The 13,513-nt window shown below is 58.4% G+C and carries 11 protein-coding genes and 4 tRNA genes; 9 read left to right on the top strand and 6 right to left on the bottom strand.

The window, feature by feature from the left end:
* Positions 1 to 146: 146 nt before the first annotated feature.
* Complete coding sequence (locus tag QOM10_RS08785) at positions 147 to 689, bottom strand: TetR/AcrR family transcriptional regulator (protein WP_316917880.1); 543 nt, start codon at positions 687 to 689, stop codon at positions 147 to 149.
* A gap of 91 nt (positions 690 to 780) precedes the next feature.
* On the opposite strand from QOM10_RS08785, the gene QOM10_RS08790 reads away from it, so the two are divergent.
* The 4 genes from QOM10_RS08790 (at position 781) to QOM10_RS08805 (ending at position 5,572) form a co-directional block, all read left to right on the top strand.
* The gene (locus QOM10_RS08790) at positions 781 to 1,968 is read left to right on the top strand and encodes an MFS transporter (RefSeq protein WP_150752243.1); all 1,188 of its coding nucleotides are present in this window, start codon (positions 781 to 783) and stop codon (positions 1,966 to 1,968) included.
* Between the two features lie 51 nt (positions 1,969 to 2,019).
* Positions 2,020 to 2,331 carry a cupin domain-containing protein gene (locus tag QOM10_RS08795; protein ID WP_316917881.1) on the top strand — a complete coding sequence of 104 codons (312 nt, stop codon included), beginning with the start codon at positions 2,020 to 2,022 and terminating at the stop codon, positions 2,329 to 2,331.
* Positions 2,332 to 2,436: 105 nt separating this feature from the next.
* Complete coding sequence (locus tag QOM10_RS08800; RefSeq protein WP_127926379.1) at positions 2,437 to 3,603, top strand: TDT family transporter; 1,167 nt, start codon at positions 2,437 to 2,439, stop codon at positions 3,601 to 3,603.
* A 94-nt stretch (positions 3,604 to 3,697) separates the two neighbouring features.
* Positions 3,698 to 5,572: an MFS transporter gene (locus QOM10_RS08805; protein ID WP_150752245.1), complete on the top strand. Its 1,875-nt coding sequence runs from the start codon at positions 3,698 to 3,700 to the stop codon at positions 5,570 to 5,572.
* Between the two features lie 114 nt (positions 5,573 to 5,686).
* Here the strand turns inward: QOM10_RS08805 and sugE are convergent, their stop codons facing one another.
* The 3 genes from sugE to rdgC form a co-directional block, all read right to left on the bottom strand.
* Positions 5,687 to 6,001 (bottom strand): quaternary ammonium compound efflux SMR transporter SugE, encoded by a 315-nt coding sequence (gene sugE / locus QOM10_RS08810; protein ID WP_150774376.1) that lies wholly within the window; start codon positions 5,999 to 6,001, stop codon positions 5,687 to 5,689.
* A gap of 119 nt (positions 6,002 to 6,120) precedes the next feature.
* Complete coding sequence (locus QOM10_RS08815) at positions 6,121 to 7,086, bottom strand: bile acid:sodium symporter family protein (protein WP_077571745.1); 966 nt, start codon at positions 7,084 to 7,086, stop codon at positions 6,121 to 6,123.
* A gap of 148 nt (positions 7,087 to 7,234) precedes the next feature.
* Positions 7,235 to 8,155 (bottom strand): recombination-associated protein RdgC, encoded by a 921-nt coding sequence (gene rdgC / locus QOM10_RS08820; protein WP_127926381.1) that lies wholly within the window; start codon positions 8,153 to 8,155, stop codon positions 7,235 to 7,237.
* Positions 8,156 to 8,314: 159 nt separating this feature from the next.
* Between rdgC and QOM10_RS08825 the strand changes: the two genes are divergently transcribed.
* The 5 genes from QOM10_RS08825 (at position 8,315) to QOM10_RS08845 (ending at position 10,418) form a co-directional block, all read left to right on the top strand.
* Positions 8,315 to 8,390, top strand: a tRNA-Val gene (locus tag QOM10_RS08825).
* Positions 8,391 to 8,409: 19 nt separating this feature from the next.
* Positions 8,410 to 8,486, top strand: a tRNA-Asp gene (locus QOM10_RS08830).
* Positions 8,487 to 8,677: 191 nt separating this feature from the next.
* Positions 8,678 to 8,753 (top strand) — tRNA-Val (locus QOM10_RS08835).
* A gap of 19 nt (positions 8,754 to 8,772) precedes the next feature.
* Positions 8,773 to 8,849: transfer RNA gene (locus QOM10_RS08840), tRNA-Asp, on the top strand.
* 204 nt (positions 8,850 to 9,053) lie between these two features.
* Complete coding sequence (locus QOM10_RS08845; RefSeq protein ID WP_316917882.1) at positions 9,054 to 10,418, top strand: hypothetical protein; 1,365 nt, start codon at positions 9,054 to 9,056, stop codon at positions 10,416 to 10,418.
* On the opposite strand, the gene QOM10_RS08850 is transcribed toward QOM10_RS08845, so the two are convergent.
* Entirely contained in the window at positions 10,419 to 11,552 is a 1,134-nt protein-coding gene (locus QOM10_RS08850) for a catalase family protein (RefSeq protein ID WP_316918371.1), read from the bottom strand.
* A 26-nt stretch (positions 11,553 to 11,578) separates the two neighbouring features.
* Positions 11,579 to 13,387, bottom strand: coding sequence for a di-heme-cytochrome C peroxidase (locus tag QOM10_RS08855; protein WP_316917883.1), 1,809 nt, complete (start codon positions 13,385 to 13,387; stop codon positions 11,579 to 11,581).
* Positions 13,388 to 13,513: the final 126 nt, after the last annotated feature.

A 13,513-nucleotide genomic window follows, 5' to 3' on the forward strand; every position in this document is an offset into this window, starting at 1 on the left:
TGTCGACCAAGGTCGTGGCGTGGCGGGGTGTCGCAGGGGCGGAACCGGGTGGTTTTGGTGGTGACTCTTGAGGCCTCATCGCGAGCAGGCTCACTCCTACATTTGAAATGCATTCCCCTGTAGGAGTGAGCCTGCTCGCGATGGCGTCAGTCCAGCCGCAGCGCGATATCGATCAGATAATGCAATTCTTCCACTTCAAGCGCCGCCGCCGAAAACAGAATCCGGAACACCACCGGCGCCACCACCAGATTGATCAACCGATCAACGCTCGGCGCCACCTCATCCGGGTGCCGCTCAATGATTGTCTGCAACTGCGCGCCAATGATCGTCACGCAATAGCCCGGCGTAGCGCTCGCCTGCACGTCGCGCATCATGTTGCGCCCAGGCTCCGAACTCATCTCATCGAGATACTGCTCGGCCCACGCACGAATATCGCTGCGCAAGCTGCCGGTTTGCGCCGGTTCGCTGTCCGGGCGCATGCGGGCGAGGGCGACGTCTGCTAGCAACGCGGACAGATCACCCCAACGCCGATAAATCGTCGATGGCGTAACCCCGGCGCGAGCGGCGATTTGCGGGACGGTCACGGTCGAACGCTCCTGTTCTTGCAGAAGCGCGCGGACTGCCGAATGAATTGCATGTTGCACCCGGGCACTGCGGCCGCCGGGGCGTAAACCTTCTTTAATAGCCATGGCGCAGACCTTAACACAAAGAATTTGCTTTAAGCGCGAAGCGGTAGCACACTCCGCAAAAGCAAAAAATTAGCTTTTGCGGAGTGTGCACATGACCAGCCTTGCTTCCAATCGATCCAGCCTGTGGTTTCTGGCGATCACCTTACTCAGTTTTCTCGCCGCCTCCACCGCGCCGACGCCGTTGTATCACCTGTATCAGGATCAACTGCAATTCTCGGCTGCGGTGCTGACGCTGATCTTCGGCGTTTATGCGCTCAGTCTGTTGGCGGCCTTATTAACCGTCGGCTCGCTGTCCGATCACCTTGGACGCAAACCGGTGATCTTCACCGCCGTTTTGCTCAACGCCTTGGCGATGCTGCTGTTTATCTACGCCGACAGCGTCGCATGGCTGATCAGCGCGCGAGTCCTGCAAGGGTTTGCCACCGGCATGGCCACCGCTGTTTTAAGCGCGACATTGCTCGACACCGATCGTCAGCAAGGGCCGCTGATCAACAGTGTTGCACCGTTGCTCGGTATGGCATTGGGCGGCATGGGTTGCGGCTTGCTGGCGGAGTTTGCGCCTGCGCCGTTGCAACTGACCTATTGGCTGCTGCTCGCGCTGTTCGTCTTGCAGGGCGTCTATGTCTGGCGCTTGCCGGAAAGCGTCACCCCGCAAGCCGGGGCGTGGGCTTCGTTGCGCCCGACCTTGCACGTGCCGGTGCAGGCGCGCTCGACGTTGTGGCGCGTGTTGCCATTGAACACCGCGACCTGGGCGCTCGGTGGTTTCTATGCGTCGCTGGCACCTTCGCTGGTGCGCACCGCCACCGGTTCGACTTCCAATCTGATCGGCGGCGCAACCGTGGCAGCCCTGACGGTGACCGGAGCATTGATGATTTTCACGCTACGCAATCGTCCCGCGACAAGGGCGTTGCAGTTGGGCGCGAGCCTGTTGCCGATCGGCCTGGTGTTGATTCTGCTGGGTGTACACAGCGCCAGTCTGTCGCTGTTTTTCCTCGGTACGCTGGTGGCCGGTTGCGGCTTCGGTTCGGGATTTCTCGGCGCCGTGCGCAGTTTGGTACCGCTGGCTTTGCCCCATGAACGAGCAGGATTGATGGCAGCCTATTACGTGCTCAGTTATCTGGCGTTCTGCCTGCCGGCGTTGCTCGCCGGGCACTTGTCGCGCAATTACGGTTTGCTGGCGACCACCGATGGTTACGGTGCGGTGTTGATTGTGCTGGCCGTCGGCGCACTGTTGCTCAGCCTGCGTCCCGTGGCAGCCAAGGCGTGCAGCGCTCCATAAGCGTTGCGGTTTCGGTTAGCCTTGGCCAGCCCTGTTCTCACGGATCGACTCATGAAGATTATTCGCAGCAAGACCTTCACTGCCGAGCGCGCTTGGGGCGCGCTGGACATCGCCAACATGAACGGCATCACTACGCGCCTGCACTGGACCGATCAGCCGTACAAATGGCACATCAACGACGGCGAGGAAGTGTTTGTGGTGCTCGATGGCCAAGTGGTCATGCGTTACCGCGAGCTGGGCGAAGAAAAACAGGTGCAGCTCGACGTTGGTGACATCTTCTACGCGAGCGTCGGCACCGAGCACGTCGCCCATCCGCAGGGCGCAGCGCGGATTCTGGTGATCGAGAGCGAAGGCAGCGTATAACCGCTTATTGGTAAAACAGATAACAGTTAGAGATATTACCCGTTATATAGATATTCGATTCGGTTCTACCATGGGCTCAACCTCACCAGAGGACAGGAGTTCATGATGATTTGCCCCAATAGCGCCAAACCCGGCATCAAGCCGTTCCGCCAGCTTCAGCATCCGCGCGAAGTGATCCGCCAGTTCACCCCGAACTGGTTCGCTGCCACCATGGGCACGGGTGTGCTGGCGTTGGCGCTGGCGCAATTGCCTTTGGCCATTCCAGGCCTGCACGCCATCGCCGAAGGTTTGTGGTTGTTCAACATTCTGTTGTTCAGCCTGTTTACCGCTGCTTATGCCGCGCGCTGGATCTTGTTCTTTGATGAAGCGCGGCGGATCTTCGGTCACTCCACGGTATCGATGTTCTTCGGCACGATTCCGATGGGCCTGGCGACGATCATCAACGGCTTTCTGTTGTTTGGTCTGTCGCGTTGGGGCGACGGTGTGATTCATCTCGCCGAAGTGCTGTGGTGGATCGATGTGGCCATGTCGCTGGCTTGCGGCGTGTTGATTCCGTACATGATGTTTACCCGTCAGGAACACAGCATCGACCAGATGACCGCCGTTTGGCTGTTGCCGGTAGTCGCAGCCGAAGTGGCGGCGGCCAGTGGTGGTCTGCTTGCGCCGCATCTCACCGATGCTCACTCGCAACTGGTGGTACTGACAACGAGCTACGTGCTCTGGGCCTTTTCCCTACCGGTAGCGTTCAGCATTCTGACGATCCTGCTGCTGCGCATGGCCCTGCACAAACTGCCCCACGAAAACATGGCTGCCTCGAGCTGGCTGGCCCTCGGCCCGATCGGCACCGGTGCGCTGGGCATGTTGCTGCTGGGCGGTGATGCGCCAGCGATCTTCGCGGCAAACGGTCTGCCGGGCATCGGCGAAATCGCTTCGGGTCTTGGACTTATTGCAGGGATTACGCTGTGGGGCTTTGGTCTGTGGTGGATGCTGATGGCGCTGCTGATCACCGTGCGGTATTTGCGTGACGGCATCCCGTTCAACCTTGGCTGGTGGGGATTTACCTTTCCGTTGGGTGTGTATTCGCTGGCAACCCTGAAACTGGCGAGCACCTTGAACCTGACGTTTTTCAGCGTAGTCGGCACGCTGTTGGTGATGTTGCTGACGGTGATGTGGCTGATCGTCGGTAAACGCACGGTGCAAGGCGCCTGGCGTGGCGAGCTGTTTGTCTCGCCGTGTATCGCAGGTTTGAAGAGGTTTGAAGAAATAACCTGAAAAGTTTAGGTAAGGTGTGGCCTGGATCGCGGTTCGAGAATCCAATAAGCAGTACCCAGGCCTCTCTACCTTAAACATCAGGGAAACACGGAAGATGAGTCACCCCTCACAGTTCAACCTGCTGCGCACCCGGCGCTTCTTGCCGTTCTTCATCACGCAGTCGCTCGGCGCCTTCAACGACAACGTGTTCAAGCAGTCACTGATCCTCGCCATTCTCTATCGGCTGACCATCGAGGGTGACCGTTCGATCTGGGTCAACCTGTGTGCGCTGCTGTTTATCCTGCCATTTTTTCTGTTCTCGGCCCTGGCCGGGCAGTTCGGCGAAAAGTTCGCCAAAGACGCGCTGATCCGTCTGATCAAGCTCGCGGAAATCGCGATCATGGCCGTGGGATCGGTCGGTTTCCTCTTCGATCACTTGTCGCTGATGCTGGTGGCGCTGTTCGCCATGGGCACGCACTCGGCGCTGTTCGGGCCGGTGAAGTACTCGATCCTGCCGCAGGCGCTGCGCGAGGATGAACTGGTTGGCGGCAACGGCCTGGTGGAAATGGGCACGTTTCTGGCAATTCTCGCCGGGACGATTGGTGCCGGGGTCATCATGTCTTCGAGTCACTATGCGCCGTTGGTGTCCTGCGCAATCGTCGGGATTGCCGTGCTGGGCTATCTGGCCAGCCGCAGCATTCCCCGTGCCGCGGCGTCCTCCCCGGAAATGCGCCTGAACTGGAACATCTTCAGCCAGTCGTGGGCGACGTTGAAACTCGGTCTGGGCCAGACTCCGGCGGTGTCACGCTCGATTGTCGGCAACTCGTGGTTCTGGTTTGTCGGGGCGATTTATCTGACGCAGATTCCGGCTTACGCCAAGGAATGGATGCACGGCGATGAAACTGTTGTAACGCTGATTCTCACTGTGTTCTCGGTCGGTATCGCGCTGGGTTCGATGCTTTGCGAGAAGCTGTCCGGGCGCAAGGTCGAGATCGGTCTGGTGCCGTTCGGCTCATTTGGTCTGACTGTGTTCGGCCTGCTGCTGTGGTGGCACTCCGGCGGAATTCCCGACAGTGTCACTGGCCACAGCTGGATCGAGGTGCTGGGCTTCGTGCACACCTGGGCGGTGTTGGTCGATATTCTTGGCCTCGGCATCTTCGGTGGTTTCTACATCGTGCCGCTGTATGCCTTGATCCAGTCACGTACCGCCGAGAACGAGCGGGCGCGGGTGATTGCCGCCAACAACATTCTCAACGCGTTGTTTATGGTGGTATCAGCCATCGTCTCGATCGTGCTGCTGAGCGTGGCCAAGCTGTCGATCCCGCAGTTGTTCCTCGTGGTGTCGCTGCTGAACATCGGCGTCAACGCCTACATCTTCAAGATCGTCCCCGAGTTCAGCATGCGCTTCATGATCTGGCTGCTCAGCCATTCCATGTACCGCGTCGAGCACCGCAACCTTGAAGCGATTCCCGATGAAGGCGCGGCATTGCTGGTGTGCAACCACGTGTCGTTCGTCGACGCCTTGCTGATTGGCGGCGCGGTGCGTCGGCCGATTCGCTTTGTCATGTACTACAAGATCTACAACTTGCCGGTGTTGAACTTTATCTTCCGCACGGCGGGGACGATTCCGATTGCCGGACGTAATGAAGACATCCAGATTTACGAAAAGGCCTTCACGCGCATTGCTCAGTATCTGAAGGACGGCGAGCTGGTGTGCATCTTCCCGGAAGGCAAGTTGACTGCCGATGGCGAGATGAACGAATTCCGGGGCGGGCTGACGCGGATTCTTGAGGAGACGCCAGTGCCGGTGATTCCGTTGGCGTTGCAGGGGTTGTGGGGGAGTTTCTTCAGTCGCGATCCGAATAAAGGTGTATTTCGGCGGTTGTGGTCGCGGGTGACGTTGGTGGCGGGATCGCCGGTGGACGTTGAAGCGGCTGTGCCGGCGCAGTTGCAGGTGTTGGTCGGGGAGTTGCGCGGGGCAGTCAGATAGTCGGCGATTTTAAAGGGCTCTTCGCGAGCAGGCTCGCTCCCACAGTTGATCGTATTCCTCTTGCGGAGCGCGATTGAATGTGGGAGCGAGCCTGCTCGCGAAAGCGGTAGTGGCTTAAGCGCTGACCTTAAGGCCAATCAACCCGGTAATGATCAACGCCACACTGGCCAGGCGAATCAACGCCATCGATTCGCCAAACAGGATAATCCCGGCAATCACCGTACCCACGGCACCAACACCGGTCCAGATCGCATAGGCCGTGCCCAGCGGCAATTCCTTCATCGCAAGGCCCAGCAGGCCCAGGCTGATGGCCATGGCCGTGATGGTCAGAACGGTGGGGAGTGGGCGGGTGAAGCCGTCGGTGTATTTCAGGCCGACGGCCCAGCCGACTTCGAACAGGCCGGCGAAAAACAGAATGATCCAGGACATGAAAGACCTCCATCGATTGACGGGGTCGTCCCCAGATTAATGACTCGATCGAGCCGCAGGGTCGTCCCCGCGTTGCGCAATAGTTTGACGAGCATTAACCCGGGGATCAAGTTTCGAGGTCAGTCAGCCGCTCGCTGCGCCAGTGTTTCGCGATCTTCCTTTTCACTCATACGCCGGAAGTACGTCGACAGCAGTGCGCCGGAAATATTGTGCCAGACGCTGAACAGCGCACTCGGCACCGCCGCCAACGGCGAAAAATGCGCACTGGCCAATGCCGCGCCCAACCCTGAATTCTGCATGCCCACTTCCAGCGCCAGCGATTTGCGCTGGGCCAACGGCAACTTGAACAGGCGCCCGGTGAAATAGCCCAGCAAATAACCGAAGCTGTTGTGCAGCATGACCACGGCCATGATCAACAGGCCGGACTCGGCGATCTTTGCCTGACTGGCGGCCACCACGGCGGTGACGATAATCACGATGCTGACCACCGACACCAGCGGCAATACATCCACTGCGTGACGCACTTTGTCGCCGAGCAAACGCTGGGCAACCACACCGAGAATGATCGGCAGCAGCACCACTTGCAGGATCGACCAGAACAGCTCCATGAACGACACCGGCAACCACGCTGAAGCCAGCAGCCAGATCAGCGCCGGCGTCAGCAGCGGGGCGAGGAGGGTGGTGACGGCAGCGATAGCCACCGACAATGCCAGGTCGCCGCGAGCCAGCCAGGTCATGACGTTGGAAGAAGTACCACTCGGGCAGCAGCCGACCAGAATCACCCCGACGGCGATTTCCGGTGGCAGGTGAAACACCTGGCAGAGTAACCACGCCACGCCGGGCATGATCACGAAATGTGCAACCACGCCCAGCGCCACGCGCCACGGATGGCGGGCAACGGCAGCGAAGTCGTCGAGTTTGAGGGTCAGGCCCATGCCGAACATGACAAGCCCGAGCAACGGTACGATCGCGCTTTTCAGGCCGAGGAACCATGCTGGTTGCAGGAACGCAATCACAGCGAAAATCAGAACCCAGTAAGCGAAGGTATTGCCGACAAAGCGGCTCAGTGCAGCCAGTGCGCGCATGGCCTGATCCTTATTATTAAATGAACAACACAAAACAAATGTAGGAGTGAGCCTGCTCGCGATAGCGGTCTTTCAATCAACACATTAGTTGAATGTCAGTCCCTCATCGCGAGCAGGCTCACTCCTACAGTTTGGACATCACAAGGCGTTAGATCCCCTGCGGAGTCTCTTCGCCACCCAACGCTTCAACCAGCGCTGGCAGGAAGTCGCCGAACGTCAGCATCATCAGGGTGAAGCTGGCGTCCAGTTGCCCCAGTGCCTCATCACCGCCGTCCTGTTCCGCTTGATCCTGCAGCAGATCTTCGAACTTCAGACGTTTGACGGTCATCTTGTCATCGAGCATGAACGACAGTTTGTCCTGCCAGGCCAGCGACAGTTGAGTAACGACTTTGCCGGTGCTCAGGTGCAGCTGGATTTCTTCGCTGGTCAGGTCCTGACGTTTGCAGCGGACGATGCCGCCGTCCTCGTGGGTGTCGCGCAGTTCGCACTCGTCCAGTACATAGAAGTCATCGGCCGCTTTCTGCGTGGTGACCCACTCGGTCATGACGGCTGTCGGTGCCATTTTTACCGTCAGCGGACGGACGGGCAGGGTGCCGATTACTTCGCGCAGGGTCGACAGCAGGTCTTCGGCGCGTTTCGGGCTGGCCGAGTTGACCAGAATCAGGCCTTGTTTCGGCGCGATGGCGGCGAAGGTCGACGAGCGACGGATAAAGGCGCGCGGCAGGAACGCCTGGATGATTTCATCCTTGATCTGATCGCGTTCCTTCTTATAGACCTTGCGCATCTGTTCGGCTTCGATCTCTTCGACCTTTTCCTTGACCGCGTCGCGCACGACGCTGCCTGGCAGAATGCGTTCTTCTTTACGCGCGGAAATCAGCAGGAAGTCACCGCTGACGTGCACCAGCGGAGCATCTTCGCCTTTGCCGAACGGCGCGACGAAACCGTAGGTGGTCAACTCCTGGCTTGCACATGGACGCGCCAGTTTGGTGGCCAGTGCAGTTTCCAGCGCCTCGGCATCGACAGGCAGGTCTTGGGTCAGGCGATAGATAAGCAGGTTTTTGAACCACATGGGGTGAGTCTCTCCTTTATACAAAGGGGGGCATTATTGTCTTCGCCGTCTCATAGGCCAACCCTTCTCTAAGCCTTTGGAAGGCCTGAGAAAATTATTTAAAAAAGTGCTTGCCAGAGGTTGGGTCGCTCCGTAGAATGCGCGCCACACCGAAGCGAAGGGTGATTAGCTCAGCTGGGAGAGCGTCTGCCTTACAAGCAGAATGTCGGCGGTTCGATCCCGTCATCACCCACCATTCGTTTCAAGTGTTTAGCGCAGCGGTAGTTCAGTCGGTTAGAATACCGGCCTGTCACGCCGGGGGTCGCGGGTTCGAGTCCCGTCCGCTGCGCCATATTCGGTAACCTGGACCACTGAACGCCAGGTCACCACGGAAGAACCCGCCAAGGCGGGTTTTTTTCTGCTCCAAGGTTGTACCCGCGGGATGTGTCGTTTCACCGGTTTTCGGATTTATTTGAAAAAAAATTCAATTAAATCAACACTTTACGAAAACTTGTGGCATAATGCGTCCCGTAACGAAGCGAAGGGTGATTAGCTCAGCTGGGAGAGCGTCTGCCTTACAAGCAGAATGTCGGCGGTTCGATCCCGTCATCACCCACCATTCGTTTCAAGCGTTTCGCGCAGCGGTAGTTCAGTCGGTTAGAATACCGGCCTGTCACGCCGGGGGTCGCGGGTTCGAGTCCCGTCCGCTGCGCCATATTCGGAATCTGGAACACTGAACGCCAGATTCCACAGAAAGCCCGCCTTGTGCGGGCTTTTTGCTGTCTGGCGTTTGGGTATTTTTCGCTGCGTATAACTATGTAGTGCCTGCCGGGCGTGCCGCTTTCGGAGAATGGGCGATGTTTTTCATGACTCTCTGCCGTCATGAAATCAAACCCATTGCCTGACGAGAGCTGCCCCAATGTCTGCAAATCCTGCTGAAACCCTTGCTCCGCCCGTCGCCGATGATGTGCAGGCGTTGTCCTTTCTGTCGTCCAGCCCAGCCTTTCTTTCGAGCGATGACGCCGCGGCATGCCTGCACGCTCTGTTGAAGCATCCGCGAAACAGTGAGTTCAATGGATTCATTCTGAAAACTCGCGATGCGCGATTCATTTGCGCACAGCTTATCGAAGCGCCAATAACCGCTGCCGATAATCATCCGGGCGCCACGGTATCCGTTCAGAGCGGCACACCGGCTGTAACAGTCGGCGTAGCGGGGGAGCTGATTATCCCGAGTGGTCTCACTCTCGAAGCAAGTTTTCACGCCCGTCCTGTCAAAGCTCAAGGTATTGATGAGGCCACCGCCGAATGGATTCAGCGCACTCGTTTTTTCGCGATAGCGGATTTGTCGGCCGTGATGAGTTCGCATCGTAAATATTCAAAATGTTATCTGGCCGCACGTAACGGTGGCCTGCTTTCCTACACATCGAAAAATCGGCCTTTTGAACAGGAACTGGCGCCCCGGCTTTCCAGGAAAAATGATGGTCAGCCACGACAATTCGAGACGTTGTATGAAAATGGTTCGATTCCCAGCAGTCTGTGGATCTTGCTGGCTTTGGCGGCCGGGGATGTAAGGGTCGTGGTAAACGGTGATCTTTGGCGGCGCCGAGGGCAGCTCAAAGCCAGTTGGAGGGCGGACCTTCTGCAGGTGCCGGCTAAAATCGAATCAATGCCGATTTTCGGGCCGATTTTTCGCGATGCCAAGGATGTTGCGCTCTACCTGCGAAACCAATTGCCTGCGCCGACCGCTGTTCTGCCCAACACAGGCTTCATTCTTAAACATAATGTCAGTGACTTCTTTATCGTCACCGAGCCGGTTTCCAGTGATTACGCCACCTTTGACCAAGAGCGAATGTTTCCCAAGGGGCGGCAGGGCACGCCATTGATCCCTCGCGAGTTTCGGATGCATGGCCTTTACCATTCAATCCTGCCTCTGCCTGCGGCACTCCTGGCACCTCGTGAGGCGGAACTTCAGCAGAATTTCTTTTCTGCAGCGGATCTCAAGGTCGGTCTGGAACGTGTCAGCGTGGCACCGCATCAACGTTTATTTTTCGTCACCCCCGACGGGGCGGTGCTGCGTTTTGCCAAGCCAATAATGCCCAAGGTCCGGGCGTTGCTCGTTGAGTTGGCGGACAGTCTTGAGCAGAAAATAATCTCAGGTGCGATCGCACCGCAGATGCTGGTCGACAAAGTGGCGAGCGCCGGCATTCTCAGCGTCCTGCTGGCAAGCAAAACCTGGCCCGACACTGGAAGGATCCGCGCATCAGCCACTGCCATTACACAATGATCACTCGCCATTTCGCTGATGGCGATAGTCACTGACGGCCTCGTAAACCGCTTTGCGCAGCCGGTTGATTCCGCCGATCGGTCGATGCGCCTCAATGCCAAACCACGGGTTGAACGCCAGATTGTCGCATTGCAGATTCAGCGCCGGAGTATCGAAATCCTGCGGCGGCAAAGTGATCCGCGCGACGGTTTCGAAGGGCGAATCCTGCTCGCGCCATTCGATGCTGGTGTCCTCGATCGGCATGTATTGATGGGCATCCTGACGCTGGATCTGCAGTACGAAACAGGCCGGCGCGCGATCCGTCGACAACTGCTGACTCAACGCGCTGCGCAGGAAGTTCGGCAGGTCGTGGTTCTGTTTGGGTAATGTGTACGCAGGGCAATTGTCCGGATCCGGCGCGACCCGGAACTTTGCATTCGCCTCACCGAATTTGTAGGGCGAAACTGAAAAGTAGGTAGTCCCGGTCGGGCTGTCCGGCGGCGGCGACAAGGTTGCCAGTGCAATAAACAAATGACGGATCTGCCAGGTGCGTGGATCCCATCCGGGGAAAAACGCCATGACCTTTTTGCCTTCAGCCTGCGCCGCCACATTCTGACGGTACTCGGCGACATCACTGACAAAGAAGTTCGGGTGGCTGAACATCACGAAGTCCTGTTCAGGCTGTGCCTGGCGGTTGCCGAGCAGCTGTTTTGCGGAAACGTCGAGCAGTTTGATCGCCATGCCTCTGGCATCGCGAATGCTGTCGAACTGCGGGTAGGCATTGCCGTTGGACAGACGAATCATCGCTTGCCAGGTTTTGCCTGGCTCACTGAACACGCCCTGTCGCAGCGACTGCGCGAGTTCCGGCAGCACCTGCACTTGCGCCTTCACACAGCCATGGGCCTTGGCATGGGCGTCGCGAAGATACCGTGTGCTTTCGCGATGCTGATCGACGATGCGCACGGCGGTCTGGATCACGTCCTGGGTCATTGCCGCTTCGCCGAGTGGAATCTGTTCCAGCGCCGACACCGGGCCGCGGTGTTGCCAGGCAAACCATGCTGTGGCGATGGCCCAGCCGAGCAGGCCAATGGCGAGCGCTATCAGCAGCGCTTTGCCAAGCAGACGCCCAAGCCATAACCAGATTCTGGCCAGCAGTGACTGTTCTTTCTTGAAGGTCGAGATCATGGCAATTGCGCCTCCAGTGGACCGCCAAGGACTTTCAGGTATTCAAGCAGCGCCCAGCGTTCTTCCGGCTGCAACAACCGGCCAATAACGCCGTTACCGCGCTCGCCTGCACGGAATTCATGGCCGCTGTTATGGTTGCCGGTGATCCGCGTATCGAACAGGAAGCCATTGGTAAACGCTTCAGTGCGATACCCCAGGTGGCGCGGATCGAATTCGAAGGTGCCTTTGAAGAAGGTCGTGGCGCGCTCGTCCTGTGGCGACAGCAACTGATAAATGCTCGGCACCGAACCGTTGTGCAGGAACGGCGCGGTGGCCCACACGCCAGCCAGCGGGCGCGCCTTGTAGGCGACTTTTTCGCGCACGCCGATGGGCAGGCCGAAACCGTCCATGCGGGGTTTTTCCTGCGGCGTGATCTTGGCTTCGCGGTAGGCGCGCTCTTCGACAAAAGCGGTGACGTAAGCCAGGCCCTTGGCCACCGACAACCGACTGAGGTCCAGCGGCTCCTTGGGCGTCGGGTGCAGTTTGACGTCCATGGTTTCGAGTTCCTTCAGGTCCCATTGCAGGGCGGTCAGATCGAAACGGTGAGTGGCGATATTGTTGGCGGCATTCGGATCGGTGCCGATGACAGCGACCGGCAGCATGTGCAAATGCTGCACCCAGCGATCACCTTCCTGAGTCTGGCGCGGGACGTGGCAGCCGGCGCAATTTTCGCTGAACAGCGTGCGTCCCTTGGCGGCGAGGGGCTTGTCGATGGCGCCAAACAGCTCCTCTGGCCAGGCGGGCGGCTTGAGCTTTTGCAGGGTTTCTTCGATCTTGTGCAAATCACGCACGCGCACGCTCGAGGCATAACGCGCATCGCCTTGCAGAGGCTGGCCGTTGGTGTCAAAGAAATTCAGAGTGGCGCCGACGCCCAGTGCCTCGCCGATGTTGCGCGCCATCGGCTGCTGCGCCGAGCCGTTCCACTGCACCCAATCAAATGTCCACATGTCCCACAGTTGCGGGTAATCCACTGGCGCATTGGCCACGCGGTAGTTGGCCGGGGATATCGCATCGCCGAACGTCGCATTGGCAATGCGGCCAAAGGCATCGGTGCGACCGGGGCCTTCTTCGGTCGGATAGAGGCCGCGATGGGTATCGTTCCAGGCGACCTTGAGGAATGTGTTCAGAGAGGTTTTGAAGTCTTTGCGCAATTGCTCGTGGCGCGCGTCGTACTCGTCGCCCAGCACGGTTCTGGCAAAACGTTCGAACTTCCATGGGTTGTAGTAAGTCGAGGTCAGGCTTGCCACCAAAGCCTGTCCGAAACTGCCGCCTCGTAAAGTAGGAACACTGGAAGGCAGCACGTGTTGCGCTGTACCGCCGTCAATCCGCACGGCCTGGCCTTTAAAGCGCAATTCGCCGGTGTGGCAAGCGGCGCAAGTGATGTCCAGATATTGCTCGGAGCTGCCCGGATTTTGATGCCGGGCAAAACCGACGGGGAGGTTGCCGGGGTTGTTCGACGTGGCGTTCTGCTGCGGATCGATCAGAAAACCAAAGCGTGCGAGGTAATCGGGTGCGGCGAAACGTTGCTGCGAGAATGGCAATTCCAGCGCCTGGAACCACTCATAGCGCAGGCCTTTGACCTGCGTGCCCTGAGGCGTGAAATAGTAGGTTTGCCGCTCTTCGTCACTCCACTGATTCAGGTAATGCACCTGCTCGGCGGGGGTGTAGAAGGGCAATTTCGGGTTGGCGACGTAATACAGCACCACGGCGAGAACGAGCACCAGCAGCACGACGATCAGGGTCAGCACACGGATTAAGAGGCGCAAGATAAACATCCTTGTCGAATTGTTGCGCAGTTATGCCTGAGCCGGACCCTATGCGGCAAGTGGCCATTACGCCAGATGATGCAAGCAGAGTCGCCGGGCATTGTCGGGACAAGATGACAGAAGCTT

This window comes from Pseudomonas sp. P108, assembly GCF_032613195.1.
GTDB lineage: Bacteria > Pseudomonadota > Gammaproteobacteria > Pseudomonadales > Pseudomonadaceae > Aquipseudomonas.

Excerpts from the sequence above, each read along its gene's own strand:
- sugE (WP_150774376.1), bottom strand. The coding sequence starts at position 6,001 with ATGTCCTGGATCATTCTGTTTTTCGCCGGCCTGTTCGAAGTCGGCTGG.
- QOM10_RS08800 (WP_127926379.1), top strand. The coding sequence starts at position 2,437 with ATGATTTGCCCCAATAGCGCCAAACCCGGCATCAAGCCGTTCCGCCAG.
- QOM10_RS08815 (WP_077571745.1), bottom strand. The coding sequence starts at position 7,086 with ATGCGCGCACTGGCTGCACTGAGCCGCTTTGTCGGCAATACCTTCGCT.
- QOM10_RS08785 (WP_316917880.1), bottom strand. The coding sequence starts at position 689 with ATGGCTATTAAAGAAGGTTTACGCCCCGGCGGCCGCAGTGCCCGGGTG.
- QOM10_RS08795 (WP_316917881.1), top strand. The coding sequence starts at position 2,020 with ATGAAGATTATTCGCAGCAAGACCTTCACTGCCGAGCGCGCTTGGGGC.
- QOM10_RS08805 (WP_150752245.1), top strand. The coding sequence starts at position 3,698 with ATGAGTCACCCCTCACAGTTCAACCTGCTGCGCACCCGGCGCTTCTTG.
- rdgC (WP_127926381.1), bottom strand. The coding sequence starts at position 8,155 with ATGTGGTTCAAAAACCTGCTTATCTATCGCCTGACCCAAGACCTGCCT.
- QOM10_RS08845 (WP_316917882.1), top strand. The coding sequence starts at position 9,054 with ATGTCTGCAAATCCTGCTGAAACCCTTGCTCCGCCCGTCGCCGATGAT.
- QOM10_RS08790 (WP_150752243.1), top strand. The coding sequence starts at position 781 with ATGACCAGCCTTGCTTCCAATCGATCCAGCCTGTGGTTTCTGGCGATC.